This window comes from Magnetococcales bacterium (genome assembly GCA_015228935.1).
Taxonomy (GTDB): domain Bacteria; phylum Pseudomonadota; class Magnetococcia; order Magnetococcales; family DC0425bin3; genus HA3dbin3.
In genome coordinates this window covers 348-21,684 of sequence record JADGCO010000070.1, presented here as the reverse complement: position 1 = coordinate 21,684, position 21,337 = coordinate 348, and the positions used below count along the sequence as shown (strand labels likewise).

Sequence of the window (21,337 nt, the reverse complement as noted above, 5' to 3'; positions counted from 1 at the left end):
GGGCCGGAGCGATCTGGCCCTTTTTGTTCCTGGCGTCTTTCTGGTCGCGTGACTTGCTCGCGTTTGAAACGCGGACAAAGGAACAGGCATGGGATGGTGGGATTTCCCTCTGGCAGGAACCTGTCCGGGAAGACCCCAGGCAGCGGGCACCGATGTTGCCGCACGTTTCCCCTGAATTTCTTCCAAGTGGGTACTATGTGGGTACTGGAACGAAAACGGCCACCTTGCGAGTGGCCGTAACTGTTTGATTTTCATGGTGGGCGGTAGAGGATTTGAACCTCTGACCCCTACCGTGTCAAGGTAGTGCTCTCCCCCTGAGCTAACCGCCCAATGCGGAAGCCACGTTAGTCTGATTCGCCGGGATCGTCAACCCTTTTTCAGGAGACAAATAAATCCCTTTGCAGAACAAACGGATGGACACTTTGCCAGGAACATTTCCCCTATTCACAGCAAAAAAACGGCTCGGGGTCATGCTTCGCCCTCGGTTTCGATCATGGCCGTGGCCACGGCCTCTTCGGGTTTTTTGCCACCCCAGATGACCCACTGCAAAGCCGGGAAAAACCGCTCGGAATCCTGGTAGATGGAGACCATGATATCTTCAATCTGTTCTTCGGTCAGGGGGGCTCCCCGCATGGGCAGGACGACCCGGAGGACCGGCGTCATCTCTTCGTTCCAGATTTCAAAATGGCCGATCCAGATGCGTTCGTTGATGAGGGTCATGGTTTCGGCAGTGCGGCCCCAGAGTCGGGAAGGTACCTTCAGGGTCAGATAGCAGTTGAACTGGAGGAATCCCGTATTTTCGTGGTAGGTGGTCCAAAGCCGAAAATTGCCCCATTGCGTCGGAATTTCGGTCCAGAGTTCAAACTCATCAACCCGGTCCGCATGCCAATCCTGGTCAATGACGTACTCCTCGATCATGCCAATCGGATTGATCGAGGGTTCTTCGGGATTATCCGGTGTGGGTCTGCGCGTGATTTGACTCATTGAAACCGTTCACCAAGGGATTGATGGTTGCCTCTTCTCCACCCTCTCAGTTTGCCTGTTTTCTTGCCGCAGATCAAGTCACACTCAAATGGTCGCTGAAGCAACACTTGACCAGAATGAGGCTGGGGCTTAGGATGTCCAGCGTCGTGCCGCCTTAGCTCAGGGGTAGAGCAGCTCACTCGTAATGAGCAGGTCCTCGGTTCGATTCCGAGAGGCGGCTCCAATAAAACAAAGACTTACGGCCACCAATAAGGTGGCCGTTTCTGTTAGCAGGGAACCCATCCTTGCCTGTCGCAGGCGGCGAGAGTGCAAATGGCGAACTTCTGGTCCGGCTCAACCGACAAAATGGCGGACCCGGGGCAGGAATTCGTTGGCGGCAATGGGTTTGTTGATAAAATCGTCGGCCCCCATGCGGAAGGCTTTTTCCCGCGATTCCATGGAATTGTCGCCGGTGATGAGGATGACGGGCAGGGTTTTGGTCTTGGGGTTGCTGCGCACATGTGACAGCACTTCGAAACCACCCATTTCCGGCATGTTGACATCGCAAATCACCAGGTGAAACGGGTACTGGCTGATTTTGTGAATGGCATCCCTGGCCGTGGAAGATTCGGTGCTGGATACCCCGATCCTTTCAAGAAAGGTCAGTAAAAGCTTGCGGAAGTCAGGGTCATCATCCACCACCAGGAGTCTGGGCGTCACGGTAGGCAGGTGGACGGAAAAAGTACTGCCCTTGTTCTCCTCGGAGACAACCCGTATGGAACCGCCATGGGCACGCATGATTTCGTCGGCAAACGGCAATCCAAAACCGGTCCCGTGTTCTCCAGCCGTGCCCGTGGTTGAAGTTTTTTCTTCCAGTTTGAACAGATTGACCAAACGGCTGGCGGGAATGCCCACCCCGGTATCCTCAACGGCCACAGAGGAGAGTTCTCCCTGGGGTGCCTTGAGCGTGATCTGATCCCCGGGACGGGAAAATTTGACAGCATTGGAAATCAGATTGTGCAACACCTCGCCAAAAAGGTTGGGATCGGCATAGACCCGGTAGTTTTCCGGTATGTGATTGGCGAGCAGAATTTTTTTGGCCATGGCCTGCGGTTGCAGGTTTTCCAAGGCTCTCTCCCCGGCAAACCGGGCGTCGAAAAAGCGGCGATCCGGTGTAATCTTGCCCGTTTTCAGGCGGCTGATGTTGAGAAGCTCATCAATCATGCGCAGCATTTTTTTGCTGCTTTCCACCACCCAGGCCAGGAAGGATTTTTGCTTGGAACTCAACGGATTTTTTACATCATTTTCCAACAACTCCAAAAAGCCCAGGATGGTGGTGAAAGGCCCCCGCAGATCGTGTGCCACCAGGGAAACAAACCTGTCTTTCAGACGGGTTGCCTGTTCGGCTTCTTCCTTGGCCCGTTTCAGGGTGGCCAGGTCCTCCTTTTGCTGGGTGATATCGCGCAGGATTCCGACAACATACCAGGCACCTTTCATCAGGATGGCGGTAAAGGATCCTTCCATGACAAAGTTTTGTCCATTCTGGTGGCGAACCATGGCTTCGGCGACCAGACGATGGCCGGTATCGCTCCCCTCGCGGCAGATGCGGCCAATATCTTCCAGGAGCGTGCCCCACAGCTCACCCTGAGCCAGAAGCGTATGAAAATCCTGACCCAGAATTTCAGCCGGTGAATAGCCAAAAATGCGTTCTGCCGCCGGATTCCAAAAAATGATGCGGTTGCCGGGATCGAGCATGACGATGGCATCGTGGGCCGCCGAGGTGATGGTATCCAACTGCTCATGAGCTTCCGACAGTTGGGCAGTTCGTTCCAGAACCCGGAATTCCAGATCCTTTTTGGTACGTCGCAGGGAGTCGAGAGCCTCCTGAAGGGCACGGGAGGCGGAAACCTTGTGCAGGGTGTGATAGATGGAGCGGCTGAGGGTTTCCAGACTCAATTCAGACTTGTGGATATAATCATCTGCCCCGGCCCGCCAGGCTTCCAGAATCGCCTCCTCGCCCTCGTGACCCGTAAACAGGATAAAGCCGGCTGGACAACCGGCAGCCTTGATTTGTTGAATCAATTCCGTCCCGGTTTCCCCTTCGAGACGATAATCGACGAAAATGAGGTCAGGCTCGTTATCCTTGAGCCAGGTCATGGCATCTTCCCCATTCTGGCGCACGACTGTTGTGACGTGCCAACGGGCCAGTTTACGCAAAAACACCCGCAACAACGTGCTGTCAACAGCATTGTCGTCGATGATGAGAACCTGAAGCGGACTTTTCATGAGGCTGTTTGTTTCCCGGATCAAGGGAAGATGTAAATCCGGCCATTATACACATTTTTTTCTGGAATGCTTTCCAAAAATTCTGAAAATTTCAAAATAATGATGAAAATCACGGCAGTGTCGCTCTTTTCCTTCCGGACCCCTGGTGGTACCATCCCGGGCCGGGAAAGAGTGGCCGTTGGGTTCGGGTGATCCGGAAGTGTCGAATGGTTGGCAGGAAAAGAAGGCAGCAGAATATTTTTTTTGGGGGGGATATTGCCAAAAGGAGATTGGGATGACCGAAGGTCAGGCACTGTTGCAATCCTTGCAGAAACTGGGCGTGATGTTGACCGTCGATCAGGGTCATGTACGCTACACTGCCCCCAAAGGTGTGATGACGCCCTCACGCTTGCACCAGTTGGCCACTGCCAAGGCAGAAATTATTGCCTTGCTCGAACAATCCGCCACATCCTCCCAGACGGGAGAGGAACCCATTCCCATCCAGCCCCGGGACAAGGATCTGCCCCTCTCCTTTGCCCAACAACGGATGTGGTTTCTGGACCAACTGGAAAACGGCAGGAGCCACACCTACAACCTTCCTCCTTTTGTGATACGGGTACAGGGAACGTTGCACGTCTCTGCCTTGACCATGGCCCTGAACGAAATCGTTCACCGTCACGAGGCACTCCGTACCGCCTTTCTCACCCGGGACGATCAACCCGTGCAACGCTTCCGGCCGAACGTCACCCTGGACATGCCAATTCTTGATCTCCAGGGGGCTACCCCGCAAGAACAATCCACCATCGTGACAGAGACCACCCGTCAACAAGCGGCCTTGCCTTTTGATCTTGCCTCTGGGGCAACGTTGTTGCGGGCGATGTTGCTGAGACTGCATCCCGAGGAACATGTTTTTCTCCTGACCATGCACCACATCATCGCCGACGGTTGGTCCATCGGTATTCTGGTCGATGAACTCTCCCGGCTCTACGATGCTTTCGTGCAGGGGAAACCCACTCCCCTGCCCCCGCTGCCCATCCAGTACGCCGATTATGCCTGCTGGGAAAGACAAAAGTTTACAGGAGGCTCCCTGGAACAAAAGAGGGAATACTGGAAGGAACACCTGAATGGTATTCCGGCCCTTCTGGAACTCCCCCTGGATTATTCCCGTCCGCCTGTGCGCACCCATGAGGGCAGTGTGGAATATCTCTATTTTCCCGAGTATTTCACCCGCCAGTTGCACCGGTTTTGTCAAGAGAACAAGGTGACCCTTTTCATGACCTTGTTATCCGCCTACGCCGTGTTGTTGCATCGCCATACTCATCAGGGGGATATCGTCATTGGAACACCGGTGGCCCAGCGTCCGCACAGTCAGACAGAAGGTCTCATCGGCCTGTTTTTAAATACATTGGTAATGCGAATTTTCATGCTGAAAAATATAGATTTTTATCAATTGGTCCGGCAGGTCAAATCCACGGCCCTGGCAGGCTTTGATCACCAGGATTATCCCTTTGAACAGCTTCTGGACGATTTGCGGGTGGAACGCAGCCTGAACGTGTCCCCCATTTTTCAAGTGATGTTTGTGTTGCAAAATGCACCATTCAAGGAGGTTTCCCTGGCCGGAGTGACCCTCTCGCCCCTGCCGACGGCAAACATCAGTGCCCTGGTGGATCTGGAACTCTCCATGGAGGAGTTGTCCGATGGACGGTTGGAGGCCAGATTCCGCTACGACAGCGCGTTGTTCTCCCCCCGAACCATCCGGAACCTTGCCGGCCATTTTGATCAATTGCTGACCCATTTGCTGAAACAGGCCGATCAGCCGGTGGGGCTGGTTCCCATGTTGACCGATGCGGAGAGGTCCCAGTTGCAGCAATGGAACAATACTTCCGTTGATTATCCTCTGCATCGCTGTCTGCACCACTGGTTTGAGGAACAGGCGGAACAAAATCCGGATGCCTGTGCCCTGGTGTTTGCAGGATATTCCATGAGTTATCGGCAACTCAACCGGCAGGCCAACCAGTTGGCCCACCGCCTCCTGGCCATGGGGATTGCCCCTGGCAACATCGTGGGCGTGTGCCTGGAGCGTTCGCCGGAGATGGTCATTGCCCTGTACGCCATTCTCAAGGCGGGCGGGGCCTATCTGCCCCTGGATCCGGAATATCCCGCCGACCGCCTGCAATTCATGTTGGAAGATGCCAAGGTACCGGTTCTTCTGACCCAAAGCCATCTGTTGCCTTTGGTGCGGTCACTCGACTGTACGACGCATACGCTGACCCTGGATGACCAACCCGGTCTTTTCACATCCCCCGATATGCACAATCCGACATCGGCTGTCACCCCTGACCATGCTGCCTATGTGATTTACACATCAGGCTCCACCGGTCGCCCCAAAGGGGTGATCAACCATCATCGGGGTATTTGCAACCGGCTGCTCTGGATGCAGGATGCTTTCCATTTGACGGACGCGGACCGTGTCTTGCAAAAAACCCCTTACAGCTTTGATGTGTCGGTGTGGGAGTTTTTCTGGCCGCTCATGGTGGGGGCGCGTCTGGTCATGGCCAGGCCCGGTGGCCACAGGGAGAACGCCTATCTGGTGGAAGAGATTCAACGACAAGGAATCACCACGCTCCATTTTGTCCCCTCCATGTTGCAACTGTTCGTGCAAGAAGCAGCCGCAGCGACGTGCGCCTCCCTGAGACTGGTCATTTGCAGCGGAGAGGCTTTGCGTCATGAGCTTCAGGAACAATTTTTTGCCACGTTTCCCCCGACGGTTGCGTTGCACAACCTTTATGGACCCACCGAGGCCGCCGTCGATGTCAGCCATTGGGCCTGTCAACGCCAAGCATCCCCGCTGCAAATACCCATCGGTTATCCCATCGCCAACATACGCCTGTATATTCTGGATTCCTGTTTGAACCCGGTCCCGGTTGGCGTGGCAGGGGAGCTGCACATCGCCGGGGTGGGTGTGGCCAGCGGCTACCTGAATCGTCCGGAACTGACCGCCGAAAAATTCATCCCCGACCCTTTTTCAAGCGACCCCGCTGCCAAACTCTACAAAACCGGCGACCTGGCCCGTTATCGCGACGATGGCGCCATCGATTATTTGGGTCGCCTTGATTTTCAGGTCAAAATTCGTGGGTTTCGCGTTGAATTGGGGGAGATTGAAACAGCACTCCTGGCCCACCCGGCTGTGCGGGAAGTTGCGGTGGTCGCCCGGGATGAATCCGGCGATGCCCATCTGGTGGCCTACATGGTCCCCGACCGCAGAGAGACAACTCCAGAACATCATGTGCCAACCATCAGGGAGTTGCGCCATTTCCTCAAGGGGTCGTTGCCCGACCCCATGATCCCTGCTGCCTTTGTCTTTCTTGCCAGGCTGCCGCTTACCGCCAGTGGCAAACTGGATCGACGTGCCCTGCCTGCTCCGGATGTTTCCATCCCGGCGAACGTCGTTGCCCCACGGGATACCCTTGAGGAGGTTCTCGTGGGTGTCTGGGCCACGCTTTTACGCCAGGATACCCTGGGTATCCAAGACAATTTTTTTGAATTGGGCGGTCACTCCCTGCTGGCGACGCAGATGGCCTCCCGGCTGCGCGATCTCCTGGGGATCGTTCTGCCCGTGCGCTGGATTTTTGAGGCCCCCACCGTGGCCGAACTGGCCCAACGCATCCGTGCCATCGGTCAAGATGGCTCAACTTCCACGACGACCCCCGCCAACCGGATTGTTCCCGGCACGCATCACATCACTCCCGATCTGTTATCCCTCATTGACCTGACGCAGGCTGAAATTGATCGGATCGTGTCTACCGTTGACGGGGGGGCACGCAACGTCCAGGAAATTTACCCCCTGGCCCCTCTCCAGGAGGGAATACTGTTCCATCACCTGCTGCAAACCACCGGCGATGCCTACCTGCTGCCGTCGTTGTTGGCCTTCGACTCCCTGGAACGCAGCATGGCCTTCATTCATGCCCTGCAAGCAATCGTCGATGCCCATGACATTCTGCGCACCGCCGTGGTCCATTCGTTGTCATCCGAACCGGTCCAGGTGGTTTGGCGGCGGGCGACGTTGTCGGTGGAAAAACATGATTTTGACCCGAACACCGGTCCTGTGGCCGCACAAATGCTGGAGTACTGGCATCCACGTCACACCCGTATGGATCTCACCCGGGCACCCCTGCTGCGGGTGTTGCAGGCGCATGACGGTGAACGGGTTTTACTGCTGTTTCTGGCACACCACCTGATCATGGACCACACGACGGTGGATGTCATGGTGGAGGAGATTGCCGCACGTTTGCAGGGTACGAACGCGGGTCTTGTCCCACCTGTTCCCTTTCGTCACTTTGTGGCCATGTCGCGTCGGGAGGGAATGGCAGCGAAGGATGAAGCCTTTTTCCGGGCCATGCTGGCCGATGTCGAAATGCCAACCGTGCCCTTTGGCCTGGTCGATGTCCAGGGGGATGGCACACAAAGTCAGGAAGCGCGTCGTCCATTGCCGGCGGCTTTGGCGTTGCAACTGCGCCAACAGGCACGTCGCCTGGGGGCGACACCCGCTTCCGTGTGTCATCTGGCCTGGGCCTTGGTTTTATCGCATTGTTGCGGCCAGGAGAATGTGGTTTTCGGGACCGTGCTTTTTGGTCGTATGCAGGGAGGAGAGGGAATCGAGCGGGCACTGGGCCTGTTCATGAATACCCTGCCGCTGCGTATTGCCTGCGATGCCCGCCCTGTTTCCGACGCCCTGCGCGCCACGCAACAACAACTGCTGGCACTGCTGCACCATGAACATGCCCCGCTCAGCATGGCACAACGATGCAGCGCACTCCCGGCTGCGGTACCGCTTTTTTCGGCCATGCTCAATTATCGGCACAGCCCCACGACAAGCGGGGCCGGTCTCGACCTGGCAGGGGTCGAGATCCTGCAATCCGAAGAACGCACGAACTATCCGTTCGTCCTGGCCATCGACGATCTGGGCGAAGGATTCACCCTGACCGCCCAGATTGACAGCAGCGTTGACGCCGACCGTGTCTGTGCCCTGATGCAGGGAGCCTTGGAAGCCCTGGTCACGGCATTGGAACAAGCACCCCAAACACCCCTTGTCACCCTGGATATCCTCCCTCCTGCCGAGAAACACCGGCTGCTGGTGGATTGGAACACCACGGACATGCCCCTGCCACAACACCTGGATGTCCACCAGATGTTCGAGATGCGGGCGCGGGAAAATCCACACGCCCTGGCGGTGGTGTGTGGCGAAAATCTTGTCACCTATGGCGAACTGAACAGCCGGGCCAACCAGTTGGCCCATGCCCTGATCGCCCTTGGCGTCGGGGCCGATGCCCTCGTGGCAATTGCCCTGGAACGCTCGCCCCTGTTGATCGTTGCCCTTTTGGCTACCCTCAAGGCCGGGGGGGCTTATGTACCTCTGGATCCGGATTATCCCGTTGAACGCCTGGCTTTCATGCTCGACGACTCCGGTGCGCGAATCATTCTTACCCAGACAACGCAGCCACACCTGCCTTTTGCAGGCGAGACCCTGTACCTCGACACGGCGTGGCCCACAATCGCCCGGCACCCTGAACACGATCCCGCCTGTTCCGTAACGCCGGAACATCTCGCCTACGTCATCTATACTTCGGGATCGACCGGAAAACCCAAGGGGGTGGAGGTCAAGCGGGGAGGATTAATCAATTTTCTCTTGGCGATGCAACGCGAACCCGGCTTCCATGGTCATGACTCCCTGTTGGCCGTCACCACGGTCAGTTTCGATATTTTTGGGTTGGAGGTTTATCTGCCGCTGATCTGCGGGGGAACAATGGTCCTGGCCAAGGGCGGCGAAGCAGCCGATCCGGCATCCCTGAGTCATCTTCTGGCGAAACATGCAATCACGGTGATGCAGGCCACCCCTGCCACCTGGCGCCTGTTGATCCATGCCGGATGGCCGGGTAAACCCTCTTTGACCATGTTGGTGGGGGGGGAGGCGTTGCCGGGATCTTTGGCCCGCGACATGTTGTCGCGGGGCGGGGCACTTTGGAATCTGTATGGCCCCACCGAAACCACAATCTGGTCGGGAATCTATCCAGTCACGGTCGAAGAGACACATCTTGCCGTGGTTCCCATCGGTCGCCCCATTGCCAACACCCGCTTTCATATCCTTGACCGCCACGGGCGGTTGGTACCCAGCGGCGTTTCGGGTGAGCTGCATATTGGCGGTGCGGGCCTGGCACGCGGGTATCACCAACGCCCCGAACTCACTGCGGAAAAATTTATTCCTGATCCTTTCAGTACGCTTCCCGGTGCCCGTCTCTACAAGACCGGCGACCTGGCACGTTATCGCCCCGATGGTCAGATCGAATTTCTCGGTCGTCTCGATCATCAGGTGAAAATTCGCGGTTTTCGCATTGAACTGGGGGAGATCGAGGCAGCACTTGTCGCGCATCCGGCCATCCGCGAAGCCGTGGTCATGGCCCGTGGGGAAATCGACAATCAACGTCTGGTGGCGTACATCGTTCCTGCTTCCGAGCAGACGGATGGTTCCGAACCGGCCATGCCCACCGTGGGCACGCTACGCACCTTTCTCAAGGCATCTCTTCCTCCCCATATGGTTCCAGGCGTTTTTATCCCCATGGATGCCCTGCCGCTCACTCCCAATGGCAAGGTCAATCGCCATGCCCTCCCCTCCGGGCAGGAAGAACATGCAGCAACCAGCCCCGTCCGTACCCATTGCCGCGATTCACTGGAGGTACAACTGACCCAAATCTGGGAAGAGGTCCTGGCGGTACGGCCTGTCGGCCTGCGGGATCATTTTTTTGATTTGGGCGGCCACTCCCTGTCAGCCGTGCGCCTCATGACCAGAATTGCCCAACGGGGGTATCCACAGTTGCCGTTGGCAACCCTGTTCCAGGCCGGCACCATCGAGCAATTGGCCCGCTATCTGCGCCAAAATCAGATGGAAAATCCATGGTCATCATTGGTGGCAATCCGCACCGGCGGTCACAAGTTGCCGTTTTTCTGTGCGGCGGGGGCCGGGGGCAACGTCGTTTATTTTCATGAATTGGCGCGGCATTTGGATGATCAACGCCCGTTTTATGGTTTGCAACCGGCAGGTCTGGACGGGACAACGCCGCCCTTGACCACGGTGGAGGCGTTGGCCAGTCATTATGTGGAAACGATCAAAACCGTCCAGCCGCAGGGACCTTACGCCTTGGGAGGACACTCCTTTGGAGGCCTGGTTGCCTACGAAATGGCCCGGCAACTGTGCAACAACAACGAAAAAGTGGCCTTGCTGGTCATTCTCGACTCGCCTGCCCCCCACCACTACACCCCCACGGGTTTGACGTGGAGTCACGCCCAATGGTTGGCCCAGGTGGCCACCATCGTTGGACATCTCCATGGGGTCTCCCTGGATTTGAGCCAGGAGATGTTGGAACCTTTGACGCCGCCAGAACAACTGACCCTGATGTTGGAACGCCTTAAAATGTCCGACGTGTTGCCTCCCGATGCGCCCCCCTCCAGCTTCAAGGGTTTCATGGATGTTTACAAGGCCAATCTCCAGGCCCATTATCAACCTGCACCCGGTCCACACCCCATTCCGATCACCCTGATGCGTGCGCGGGATATGCAGCCGGACCGTTTGCTGACCGAAGAGGCCAGACAGATACACCGGAATGCGACTTCAGGCTGGGCAGATCATCTGGCTCGAATGATCGATGTCCATGAAATTCCAGGGGATCATTTGACCATGTTGACCCATCCGCACGTATTGGACCTGGCCAGGGTCCTGGGAAAGTGCCTGGATGCGGCGGAAGGGACGGATGCAGCCCGGTAGAGGTTTTTCCAGAAAGAACGGAACGCGGAACCGTGTTTTGCATCAAATGTGGCAAGGAAACGGCGTCCAGTTAACCTTGCCCATGGTCGGGGGGAGCCTTGCTGACACAATCGAGGAGAGGGGAATTCAACGTGGTCAGGATTGAAAAATTGAATCAATCATCCCTGTTTTTATCTGGTTCTGCATGGCTGTACATGGCGGTTTTTGTGGAAGCAATTTTGATTGGCATGGCCATTTTATGGTTCGGCATGCATGCTTCGTGGTGGTTGTTGATCCTGATCGCCATGCTCGTTGGGGGTGTGTTTGGTTTTCTGGCCTGGAAAATGTCCCGAACTGCCTTGCCATCCGATGGCCTGGATGGGTCCGAGCTAATAAAAGAACAGCTTGCCAAGTTGCCGGATCTTCCGGAAACAGGCGTCTCTTTTAAAAATAATAAAGACATCAAGGCCGGAATAAAAAAAATCATTGATTATTTTATCCGGTCTGTTCGTATCATTGGCATGCAGGCCGGTAATGCTTCCGCGATCATCATGGAATTGATCCAGATTCACAAATTTTTCGGCAGGGATGTCAACAGCCTTTATGACCTGGCAGGAAAGATTGATGAAAGCAACAATCAACTGGCCCAGGAAGTATCCGCAACCAAAAGCCAGCTCAGTCAGATTGCCATGAACATGGATGTCCTGGCAACATCCTCAGGTGATATTTCCAGTGATATCGAAAAAGTTGCCAACGCATCCAAGGCGGCAGAACAAAATCTGCGCAGCATGGCCGAAGCCGCCGACAATATGGTTCTTCATCTGCAAAACGTGTTTGCGCAGTTGAGTCGTTCGAGTGAATCCACATCTGAGGTGGGTGAAGCCACGGAGCGCATGGTCTGCTCCTTCGATGATGTCCGTACCCAGTGTCACGTTGCCAACTCGGCTTCCGACGAGGCGAATCAGGCAACACGCGCTTTTGCTGCCGTTTTGAGCGAACTGGCCAATGCCGCCAAGGAGATTGGGGCGGTGGTGGATTTCATTTATGAAATTGCCGATCAGACCAACATGCTGGCATTGAATGCGGCCATCGAGGCAGCCGGGGCTGGTGATGCCGGTAAGGGATTTGCCGTGGTTGCCAGCGAAATCAAGACCCTGGCCCAGAAGACCGTGCAGGCGACCAGCAACATTGAAGAAAAAATCCTGGAAATTCAGGACAAATCGGCTGAGGCAACCTCGGTCTCCGGGCAGGTGTTCAAACTGGTGGATCGTATCCACGATGTCAACCGGGAGATTGTCCAGGCCATCGATGGTCAGCACCAGGCAACCCAAAGCGTTTCCCACGCCATGGAGCAGGTCAAGGATGCCATGTTGACGATCATGCAAAGCACGCATGAACTCGAATCCGCCACCAACAACGTCGCCGAAGAGGCAGTCAAGGGCGTCGCGAGTGTGGAAGAAATCTCTGCCAAGGCGTCCGATGTTGCAAGAACGGCCTGGGACATGGAGCAGCAAACCCGGGAAGCCAGAAAATTTTCTGTTTCGACCTATGATTTTGCCAAAAATACCAATGAACTATCCCAGCAAGTGAAGGAAAAGCTGGCAACCTCCCTGCGCATGACCCGTTTTCTGCATGGTTCCATCAACCATTTTGGCAGCCTGGCCGACATTGCCCGGGAAACCAATGATATTTTCCATGACAACTTGTTGACTTTTGAGGGTTTTTCCGAACCGTTCGAAATGTTTCGCTTCAAGAGCGATGTCCTGAGCATGATGGGACAACTGGTCAAGGCCGCTTTCGGAAACGTGAAACTGAAAAATGATGCCTTTGCCACCTGGGAAAAAAGCGAAGTGGGCAAATGGATTCTGGCCAATCAGGACGCACCGCTTGCAGCCATGCCCTTGTTCGAGGAGATCAAAAGCGGCTGTCAGGGCATGCATGCCGCAGCCTCGACTGTCATTGCCTCGATCAATGACAACCCAACCCCTGGCAATCAAGACACCACAGCCAGGGAAGCCATGCGCGTTGTCAACGGCGAACGGCGGAAACTGTTCGCCGCCCTGGACAAACTTTATCTGACACCTCTCGACTTTCAGCCGAACTTTACAAATCTTGTCGAGTGGCAGAACAACCTGAACATCGGCGTGCCGGAAATTGACAGCGATCACAAAAAATTGTTTGGCATACTTAATGTTCTGCATAAATCCTTCAATTCGGAAGAAGGCAGAAACAAACAGGAAGCCATCCTGAAAGAGTTGATCGATTATGCCAAGGGACATTTTGCCCGTGAAGAAAAATACATGCTACAGGCAAACGATCCGCAACTCGCAAACCATCAGGCACAGCACAGGGGATTTTTGCAACAGGCAGGAAAATCGGCCGGACTCGTGGGAGAAAAAAGTCACACCCTGTTACTGGACCTGTCCATTTTCGTCAGAAACTGGTTTTTGTTTCACATTTCAAAATGGGACCTGGAAATGGGACGCCATCTGGCCACGTCAGGCAACAGACAAAAGCCATGAAGCCAGAACGTCAGAAAGGGTGCTTGAATTCGACGCCGCAGTGATTGTCGATTGATCGGACAACGGTAACCATGATTTCCATATCGATCCCCTCAATCTGGAAAATAATGATGCCCTGATCCGTCAGTCGGGGAGGTATCTTGCCAGGAACCGTATCCAGACAAATCAACAAGCCATTGGTGCTGAAATCCTTGACATGACCAGACCATTCGTGTCCAGCCACTTTCAGTTGGATACGGGTGGAGTAAGGGAGGCGGATGGTTTTGCGTTTGTTTCGGTCGCTCATGTGACCCACGATACAATGACCCAGGCTGAAATTCAACCGGTCAAAAAAGCATCCCAGGTATCGCCCGGCCAACCTTTCTCAGATGGAAATTCAACCCGAGAAAGCTCTTTACAGCCCCGCGCCGTCGCTCATGAATGGAACACTCAACCCTACATGGGATACACAACAATTTTCCAGTGAGGGAACCGGAAAAATCCAGTATCCTGTGCGAATATGCAGGGAGTGCAGCCGAAACGGAAGGGCTGATCCATCTCGATGATGGGGACCTCGTTTCAGGGAGTGGTCCGGAGGGAGCCGACGATTGTCTGCCATGAATAATCGGTTTAGATTCAATTTGATATATTTTCTGCCAGGCATCCTGTTGCTGGGATCCGCCGGCTTTTTCCAGGCCGCATGGACCGGTTCCCAAAAGGATTTCCGGCGATTGGCTGCGGTTTCCTCCGCACAGGAGGCTTGTGGGACGGGTGCCTTGTCGCGCCGCGTGGGCCTGGTGGATACCCTGGTGGCACGCCTGCGTTTGTACGAAAACCCGGTTCTTGCAGATCAACTGGATCAGGCCCGGGATCACCTGCGGCGCGTGGCTGAAAATACCGCACAAAATTCCGGCATATCCCCTTGCCAGACCGAGTTGCTGGCCTATGCGCGGGAGGTTGCCGACTTTCTGGCTGCCTGGCGGGAAGGTCAGGCAACACCACCTAAACCATGGCGACAGGTGATTCTCGATCTGGATGCCGAGTTCCGGCACCTGGATGTCAGCCATCTGGACATGCAGATGGTCCGGTTGCGCCGGGTTGAAAAAGATTTTGTCTTGCGTGGCGATCCCCAGCTTCTGCTGACGTTCCGTACCCTGTTGGAAGAATTTTTGCGGGAAATGGCCAGATCGGAACTGGATGCCATCTTGCAGGAAGACCTTCGGAATACCCTGGATGCCTACAAGGAGGCCATGGGACAGTATGCCACCAAAAGACAGGCCCAGGATCGGGACCGCCTGCGCGAATTCCATGCGCTGGAAGAGAGTGCCGGAAAAGTCGAGACGCGACTGCAAAAACGACTCATCCCGGATTTGAAACAGGAAATCCAGGCCTTGTTGCTGGCCTCCGTGGCCGGGGAATCCGGGCATGGGCCGACCAACAGGAAAGACCAGGCAGAAGGTTCTGGAGAAACCGGAACCAGGCATGCCATTGCCCAGATATTGCGACGGATCCAGATCATTCTGGAACAAGCCGGTCAGGTCGAAGGTGATTTCAAGCCTTTTCTCCAGAAGTTGAAAGCGTATCAGGAAACCTGGTCGGCCCGGCAAACCCGTCAGGAGCGTCTTGCCGCCGTGGATGGGCGTTTGGAGAAAAGCCGTCTTGCCCTGGAAAAGGTTTTGACCGCCGCCCAAGCCGTTTCCGGAATGGCTACCGGCACGGAAGGAAGCGGGGATGGGGCCGAGATACCAAGAGGTTCCGGGTCCATGTTTCTGGTCATGGCCTGGATGCTTTTTGCAGCGGCCATGGCGGTTGCCGGGGTGATTCTCCATCGACGGTGGCCTGATCTGACCAGTCAATCCGCACGACCTGTGGTTACAAACTCCATACAGCATGCGCAACCGGATTTTGACGACCCCTTGCCACCTTCCCAGCCACAGCCTCAGCCTCAACTTCAGCCTCGGCATCAGCATCAGCCTCAGCTACAGACCGGCATTCCCGCGACCATGCTGACCGAGACGACCGATCTTCTGGCAAAGACCATTCGAGAAATGCGCGAGGCTGAAAAACATCAGGCGCAGGTTCATGCCGAATTGGCACAGCATATTGACGCCGTTGAGACCACGACGACGACCCTGAATGAAACAGTGAAAAACCTGGCCCAGGTCGTTGCGCCTCAATCCACAACCCAGGCGCAGGCCGTTGCCGAACAGATATCTGCCCATCTTGTCCAAATGGAAAGCCTGCTCACCCAGACCGAAGCAAACCTGGCACATCTGACCACCCTGGAGGAAAACGCCAACCAGGTTCAGGCCGAGCTGCAATCGGCAGCGACGACGACCCAGGGTGTGGGCCAGGAAATCCAGACCATCACGACAGCGCTCCAGGAACTGGCAACCGCTTTTACGCTGGTCCAGCAACAATGCGGGATTGCCGAACAGGATTTCAGTCACGCCAACAACCTGACCCAGGCCTCTTTTGGCATCATCGACCAACTGTCGGGAACAGCCCGGGAAATCGGCAAGGCCGTCGAAATGATCGATGAAATTGCCGAACAGACCAACATGCTGGCCCTGAATGCCTCCATCGAAGCCGCCGGAGCCGGAGATGCCGGCAAGGGATTTGCCGTGGTCGCCAATGAAGTCAAGGCGCTGGCCCGCCAGACCAGCGAGGCCACGATCATGATTCACCAGCATGCCGATGCCGTCCAGAAACAATCCCACGCATCCATGGATGCAGCCCGTGAAATTGGCCGCATCCTTGACCATATCGGCCAGACCAATCATGCCATCTCCCGGGCCGTCACCAACCAAACGGAAAACATGAACTCACTCTCCACAACCACCGACCAGATGGTCCACTCAACCGGACCGGTTGCCGGTCAGGTTGCCGCAGCGGCAGAATCCATCACTACCCTGGTGCAGGCCATGGGTCAACAGGTTCGGGATCTGGCCGAGGTCAACACCACAATCCAGGCCATGCACGCCAGCATGACAGAATGGCCCCACCAAATTTCTGCCCTGTCCCGGAACAATAACGAAGAGTCCCTGACAACCCCCGACCATGGCCTGCAAGAGATGACAAGCGCATTGGCCGCCCTGCGTCACACCGCCGACAAGGCCATGAATCTGCATGCCGCCACATCCAGGGCAACGGCGGCTCTTGCCGGCGTGGAACAAAAAATGCGCATGTCCCATTCGTAGCCTCTTTAGTCCCCCAATTCCTCCAGATCGGGTGCCGGCGTGAATTTTCCGTTGCCAGGACGGAGGGATTTGTTAGAATGTTGGGCTGGTGGAGGTTTTCAAGTGGCTTGCCGGGAAGCCGTGTCATGGATCAAGCAGATAAAAACATTGCCCAGTTGGTGTCAGAAAGCTTCCGGCGCTATGTGGACTCCGAAGTCTATTATGGCTGGGCCCTGGTGGCCTTTCTGCTGATCATCGCCCTGGTCCTGGCCCTCTATCTGGTCAAACTGCACAAGCAGGAAGCCGCCAGGGAAGCCAAACGCATGGAAAAAGCCGCCGAAAAAGCCGCCAGAAGAAAACCACCACCCAAACCCTCCACCCCGAACATTCTGGTCGGGACCCGGCAGGCAAGGCAACAATCCAGACACAGGAAATCATGAAGCGGATACGACCGTGACTCTTATCGTGCAAAAATATGGCGGCACCTCGGTCGCCAACATTGAACGCATCAAGAATGTGGCCGCCAGGGCCGTCGCCGCCCATCGGGCCGGCAACCGGGTGGTGGTCACCGTCTCCGCCATGGCCGGCGAAACAGACCGCCTCGTGGCCCTGGTCGAAGGCATCAACCCCGTCTACAATAAACGCGAGTACGACGTGGTGGTCTCAGCCGGAGAACAAGTCTCCATCGGTCTGCTCGCCATCGCCATCGAATCCCAGGGCTGCAAAGCCAAATCCTACCTGGGCTGGCAGGTCCGGTTCATCACCGACAACTCCTTCAGCAAAGCCCGCATCCAGGAAGTCGAAAGCGCCCGCATCCACCACGATCTCCAGGCCGGATACATCGTGGTCGTGGCCGGCTTCCAGGGGATCGATGCCGACGGCAACATCACCACCCTGGGCCGCGGTGGCTCCGATACCTCGGCAGTGGCCCTCGCCGCCGCCCTTAAAGCCGACTTCTGCGACATCTATACCGATGTGGACGGCGTCTACACCACAGACCCGCGTATCGAACCAAAAGCCCGCAAACTGGATTTCATATCCTACGACGAAATGCTGGAAATGGCTTCCCTCGGAGCCAAGGTCCTGCAAACACGTTCGGTCGAACTGGCCAAAAAATATTCCGTTCCGGTCCGCGTCCTCACCTCGCTGGGAGAAGGCACCGGAACCCTCCTGACTGAGGAAAATTCGACGATGGAACAGGTTCTTGTCTCCGGCATTACCTACAGCAAGAATGAGGCGAAAATCACGGTCATGGGTGTCCCGGACCGCCCTGGCATGGCAGCAGCCGTCTTCAGCGCCCTGTCGGACGCCAATATCAACGTGGACATGATCATCCAGAACGTTTCCGCCAGCGGCGAAACCGATCTCACCTTCACCGTGCCGAAGTCGGACTTTCGCCAGGCCCTCGAAGTCCTGGAAAAATCCGTCTCCCATATCGGCGCACGCGAAATCCGGGGCAACTCCGAAATTGCCAAAGTCTCCGCCATCGGCGTCGGCATGCGCTCCCACTCGGGTGTGGCACAAAAAATGTTCAATGCCCTCTCCAAGGAAAATATCAATATTCAAATGATCTCAACGTCCGAAATCAAGATTTCGGTCGTCATGGACGAAAAATATACCGAACTGGCAGTCAGAACCTTGCACGATGCCTTCGAGCTGCATAAGGAAACAGGGGACCGCGTCAGCCGTTAACCTTTTTTGTCAAAATAAAACGTTGCTGCGGGGTGGCCATCCGGTCGCCCCGTTCGTTTTTGATGATGGATTGCCAAATCCACGCAAATCAACAACATAAACGCGGTCCAAGCATGCCAACTGCCGCTGTGCCTCTCTTGATTTATGATACCACCTTGCGGGATGGTTCCCAAAGCGAGGATGTCCTCTTCTCTGTAGAGGACAAGCTGCGCATCACCGAACGCCTTGATGATCTGGGCGTCGATGTGATCGAAGGCGGCTGGCCCGGATCCAATCCCAAGGATGTGGAATATTTTCTCCAGGTCCGCACTCTTTCCCTGAAAAATGCCCGTGTCGCCGCCTTCGGCTCGACGCGCCGGGCCGATACCACGACTGCAACTGACCCGGTCCTGCAAAGCCTTATCCGCTCCGCTACCCGGGTGGTCACCATCTTCGGCAAAAGCTGGGATCTCCATGTACGGAAGGCCCTGGAAATATCCCTGGAAGCCAACCTGGAGTTGATCTTCGATTCAGTTCGCTACCTCAAACAACATGTCGATACGGTCTATTACGACGCCGAGCATTTTTTTGATGGTTTCAAGGCCGATGCAGAGTATGCCCTGCGTACCTTGCAGGCAGCCCGCGAAGGCGGGGCCGACTGTCTGGTGTTGTGTGATACGAACGGCGGCACGTTGCTCCACGAAATTCCGGCCATCATGGCCCGGGCCGCAACCGTGGGTGCCCCATTGGGCATCCATTGCCACAATGACAGTGGCTTGGCCGTGGCCAACACCCTGATGGCCGTGGAACATGGTGCCGTGCATCTCCAGGGAACCATCAATGGCCTGGGCGAACGTTGCGGTAATGCGGATTTGACCACCATCATCCCCAATCTGGCCCTGAAAATGCGCAAATCCCTGCGCATGCAAACCAATCAGGTCCAATCCTTGACCGCCATCAGTCGCTTCGTCAACGAAATGGCCAACCGACCCTCACAAAAAAACCAGCCTTTCGTCGGAGCCTCGGCGTTCGCCCACAAAGGTGGCATTCATGTGTCGGCCATTCTCAAGGATTCGGGTACCTACGAACACATTACCCCCGAGAGTGTCGGTAATCGGCAACGGGTTTTGATCTCCGAACAGGCCGGACGCAGCAACCTGTTTTATAAACTCAAGGATTTTGGCCTGGGCGATCTGGATCAAAAGGATCCGCGCATTGCGTCTCTCTTGAGTGACATCAAAGAGTTGGAACATAAGGGTTACCAGTTTGACGGTGCCGAAGCCAGCTTTGAGTTGCGGGCGCGGCGTGCCCTGGGCCAGGTCCCGGATTATTTTACCCTGCACGGCTTTCGGGTTATCGACGAGCGACGTGAACGGGATGTTGCCGAGGGTGGCGGCATTTTTCTGGTCTCCGATGCCAGCGTGAAAGTTTCGGTAGGGGGACATGTGGAACACACCGCCGCCGAAGGCAATGGTCCGGTCAATGCCCTCGACATGGCCCTGCGCAAGGCCCTGGTCCGTTTCTATGACAATTTGCGGGAGATGAGCCTGATCGATTTCAAGGTCAGAATCATCTCGGAAGGGGGAACCGCTGCCCAGGTCCGGGTCCAGATTGAATCCAAAGACCAGACCGACCGTTGGGGCACGGTGGGTACCTCGGAAAATATTATTGCCGCCGCCTATCAGGCTCTGGTAGACGCTGTGGTTTATAAATTATATAAGGATCAAACTCCGGCCCTGAATGGTCAACATGCCGGGAATTGATCAGTTGGTCAGCCAGATGTCAATTCGGTGTCAGGCTCAAGCGGTTGCAACAGCCATGGGAGTGATCGGTTGATGAAAAAAATCGAGGCCATCATCAAACCATTCAAACTGGATGACGTGAAGGAGGCCCTCTCCGAAGTCGGCATCCAAGGCATAACCGTTTCCGAAGTGCGGGGATTCGGGCGACAGAAAGGGCATACAGAGTTGTATCGCGGTGCCGAATATGTCGTCGATTTTCTGCCCAAACTCAAAGTGGAAGTCGTCATTGACGATGACCGCGTGGAACGGGCTGTCGAAGCCATCGAACAGGCCGCCCGCACCGGTCGGATCGGCGATGGCAAAATTTTTGTCTGCGATGTGGTCAGTGTCGTGCGTATCCGTACCGGCGAACGGGATTCAAACGCCCTCTAGTGTTTGAGTACACCAGCCCGCACCATGTCGATCCGCAATCTTTCTTGCAAAATCAAGGTGTCACGATTCTCCCCCCTCTCACCCTGAGAGGGGGTAGGGATGCGGGAGGGGCGTCTTCTTTTCCCGCTACATTCCCCGCCAGGCAATTGAGCAGTTTGATTTTGCACGGATGGCCGATCTGGTCCTGGCGAGTGATCCTTTTCTGGGTGGTGACCCAAGATGACCTGACCGATTGCCACGATGCGCTCCACCTTATCCGAAAACCAATTGATTTTTAAGCATTTTCAAGCCAGGTGCATGGGGCTTCTTCGGATGTGGAATTGTCTTGTAAATTCAAGGTGAATAGGTCATGGCATGGCACCACCCAATCAAAAAGAAACCGGATTCAAGGTCGGCTGATTCTGTTCTGATTTCAGGTGATTGACTTGGCCACCACATCCATGGCCGAGAGTCTTTTTCGGTCCTGGGTTGCCAGCAGGTCCGACACATCCTCTGCGACAAACCCGACATGTTTTTCCGCATTCAGCAACCTATTGCCTGTCCCGTCCCTGGAAAACATCCTCCAGAGATGTGGCATCCAGGACATTTTCCGTCCATATATCGAGCATTTCCAGATTGGCGCTGGCCAACCTGGCATGGACCCATTCGGGTACGGGACCGAAGCGACGTTGGATCTGAAGGAGCAGGGTACGCATCTCTCCCTTGAGAATGCCGTTTTTTTCGCCGATCAGGATGCCGTTTTTTTCGCCGATCAGGATGCCGTTTTTTTCGCCGATCAGGATGCCGTTT

11 protein-coding genes and 2 tRNA genes are annotated in these 21,337 nt (G+C 55.7%); 8 read left to right on the top strand and 5 right to left on the bottom strand.

Annotated elements, in window-relative coordinates; all coding sequences use genetic code 11:
- Nucleotides 1-254 precede the first annotated feature (254 nt).
- Together HQL65_14835 and HQL65_14830 are read right to left on the bottom strand one after the other, a co-directional pair.
- Nucleotides 255-329 (bottom strand) — tRNA-Val (locus HQL65_14835).
- Between the two features lie 139 nt (nt 330-468).
- Complete coding sequence (locus HQL65_14830) at nt 469-984, bottom strand: YbjN domain-containing protein (protein ID MBF0137509.1); 516 nt, start codon at nt 982-984, stop codon at nt 469-471.
- 148 nt (nt 985-1,132) lie between these two features.
- On the opposite strand from HQL65_14830, the gene HQL65_14825 reads away from it, so the two are divergent.
- Nucleotides 1,133-1,207, top strand: a tRNA-Thr gene (locus tag HQL65_14825).
- 110 nt (nt 1,208-1,317) lie between these two features.
- Here HQL65_14825 and HQL65_14820 read toward each other — a convergent pair.
- Nucleotides 1,318-3,249, bottom strand: coding sequence for a response regulator (locus HQL65_14820; GenBank protein ID MBF0137508.1), 1,932 nt, complete (start codon nt 3,247-3,249; stop codon nt 1,318-1,320).
- Nucleotides 3,250-3,523: 274 nt separating this feature from the next.
- Here HQL65_14820 and HQL65_14815 point away from each other — a divergent pair, with 274 nt between their 5' ends.
- Together HQL65_14815 and HQL65_14810 are read left to right on the top strand one after the other, a co-directional pair.
- Nucleotides 3,524-11,044, top strand: coding sequence for an amino acid adenylation domain-containing protein (locus HQL65_14815; protein MBF0137507.1), 7,521 nt, complete (start codon nt 3,524-3,526; stop codon nt 11,042-11,044).
- 131 nt (nt 11,045-11,175) lie between these two features.
- Nucleotides 11,176-13,545, top strand: a complete 2,370-nt coding sequence (locus HQL65_14810) for a bacteriohemerythrin (protein ID MBF0137506.1) — start codon at nt 11,176-11,178, stop codon at nt 13,543-13,545.
- 10 nt (nt 13,546-13,555) lie between these two features.
- Here HQL65_14810 and HQL65_14805 read toward each other — a convergent pair whose 3' ends face one another.
- The gene (locus tag HQL65_14805; GenBank protein MBF0137505.1) at nt 13,556-13,831 is read right to left on the bottom strand and encodes a PilZ domain-containing protein; all 276 of its coding nucleotides are present in this window, start codon (nt 13,829-13,831) and stop codon (nt 13,556-13,558) included.
- Nucleotides 13,832-14,141: 310 nt separating this feature from the next.
- Here HQL65_14805 and HQL65_14800 point away from each other — a divergent pair, with 310 nt between their 5' ends.
- The 5 genes from HQL65_14800 to HQL65_14780 all read left to right on the top strand — a co-directional run bounded on the left by HQL65_14800 (nt 14,142) and on the right by HQL65_14780 (nt 20,548).
- Nucleotides 14,142-16,724 (top strand): hypothetical protein, encoded by a 2,583-nt coding sequence (locus HQL65_14800; protein ID MBF0137504.1) that lies wholly within the window; start codon nt 14,142-14,144, stop codon nt 16,722-16,724.
- A 125-nt stretch (nt 16,725-16,849) separates the two neighbouring features.
- Nucleotides 16,850-17,143 carry a hypothetical protein gene (locus HQL65_14795; protein ID MBF0137503.1) on the top strand — a complete coding sequence of 98 codons (294 nt, stop codon included), beginning with the start codon at nt 16,850-16,852 and terminating at the stop codon, nt 17,141-17,143.
- A 13-nt stretch (nt 17,144-17,156) separates the two neighbouring features.
- Nucleotides 17,157-18,395 (top strand): aspartate kinase, encoded by a 1,239-nt coding sequence (locus HQL65_14790; GenBank protein MBF0137502.1) that lies wholly within the window; start codon nt 17,157-17,159, stop codon nt 18,393-18,395.
- A gap of 113 nt (nt 18,396-18,508) precedes the next feature.
- On the top strand, nt 18,509-20,137 hold the full coding sequence (locus HQL65_14785; GenBank protein ID MBF0137501.1) for a citramalate synthase: 1,629 nt from the start codon (nt 18,509-18,511) through the stop codon (nt 20,135-20,137).
- Between the two features lie 72 nt (nt 20,138-20,209).
- The gene (locus HQL65_14780) at nt 20,210-20,548 is read left to right on the top strand and encodes a P-II family nitrogen regulator (GenBank protein MBF0137500.1); all 339 of its coding nucleotides are present in this window, start codon (nt 20,210-20,212) and stop codon (nt 20,546-20,548) included.
- A 530-nt stretch (nt 20,549-21,078) separates the two neighbouring features.
- Here HQL65_14780 and HQL65_14775 read toward each other — a convergent pair.
- Nucleotides 21,079-21,337, bottom strand: a 259-nt coding sequence (locus tag HQL65_14775) for a DUF4351 domain-containing protein (GenBank protein ID MBF0137499.1), incomplete at its 5' end; no start/stop codon positions are given.

What these genes read in the sequence shown, in the direction of transcription:
- HQL65_14800 (MBF0137504.1), top strand. Translation starts at nt 14,142, where the DNA reads ATGAATAATCGGTTTAGATTCAATTTGATATATTTTCTGCCAGGCATC.
- HQL65_14780 (MBF0137500.1), top strand. Translation starts at nt 20,210, where the DNA reads ATGAAAAAAATCGAGGCCATCATCAAACCATTCAAACTGGATGACGTG.
- HQL65_14830 (MBF0137509.1), bottom strand. Translation starts at nt 984, where the DNA reads ATGAGTCAAATCACGCGCAGACCCACACCGGATAATCCCGAAGAACCC.
- HQL65_14795 (MBF0137503.1), top strand. Translation starts at nt 16,850, where the DNA reads ATGGATCAAGCAGATAAAAACATTGCCCAGTTGGTGTCAGAAAGCTTC.
- HQL65_14815 (MBF0137507.1), top strand. Translation starts at nt 3,524, where the DNA reads ATGACCGAAGGTCAGGCACTGTTGCAATCCTTGCAGAAACTGGGCGTG.
- HQL65_14805 (MBF0137505.1), bottom strand. Translation starts at nt 13,831, where the DNA reads ATGAGCGACCGAAACAAACGCAAAACCATCCGCCTCCCTTACTCCACC.
- HQL65_14820 (MBF0137508.1), bottom strand. Translation starts at nt 3,249, where the DNA reads ATGAAAAGTCCGCTTCAGGTTCTCATCATCGACGACAATGCTGTTGAC.
- HQL65_14785 (MBF0137501.1), top strand. Translation starts at nt 18,509, where the DNA reads ATGCCAACTGCCGCTGTGCCTCTCTTGATTTATGATACCACCTTGCGG.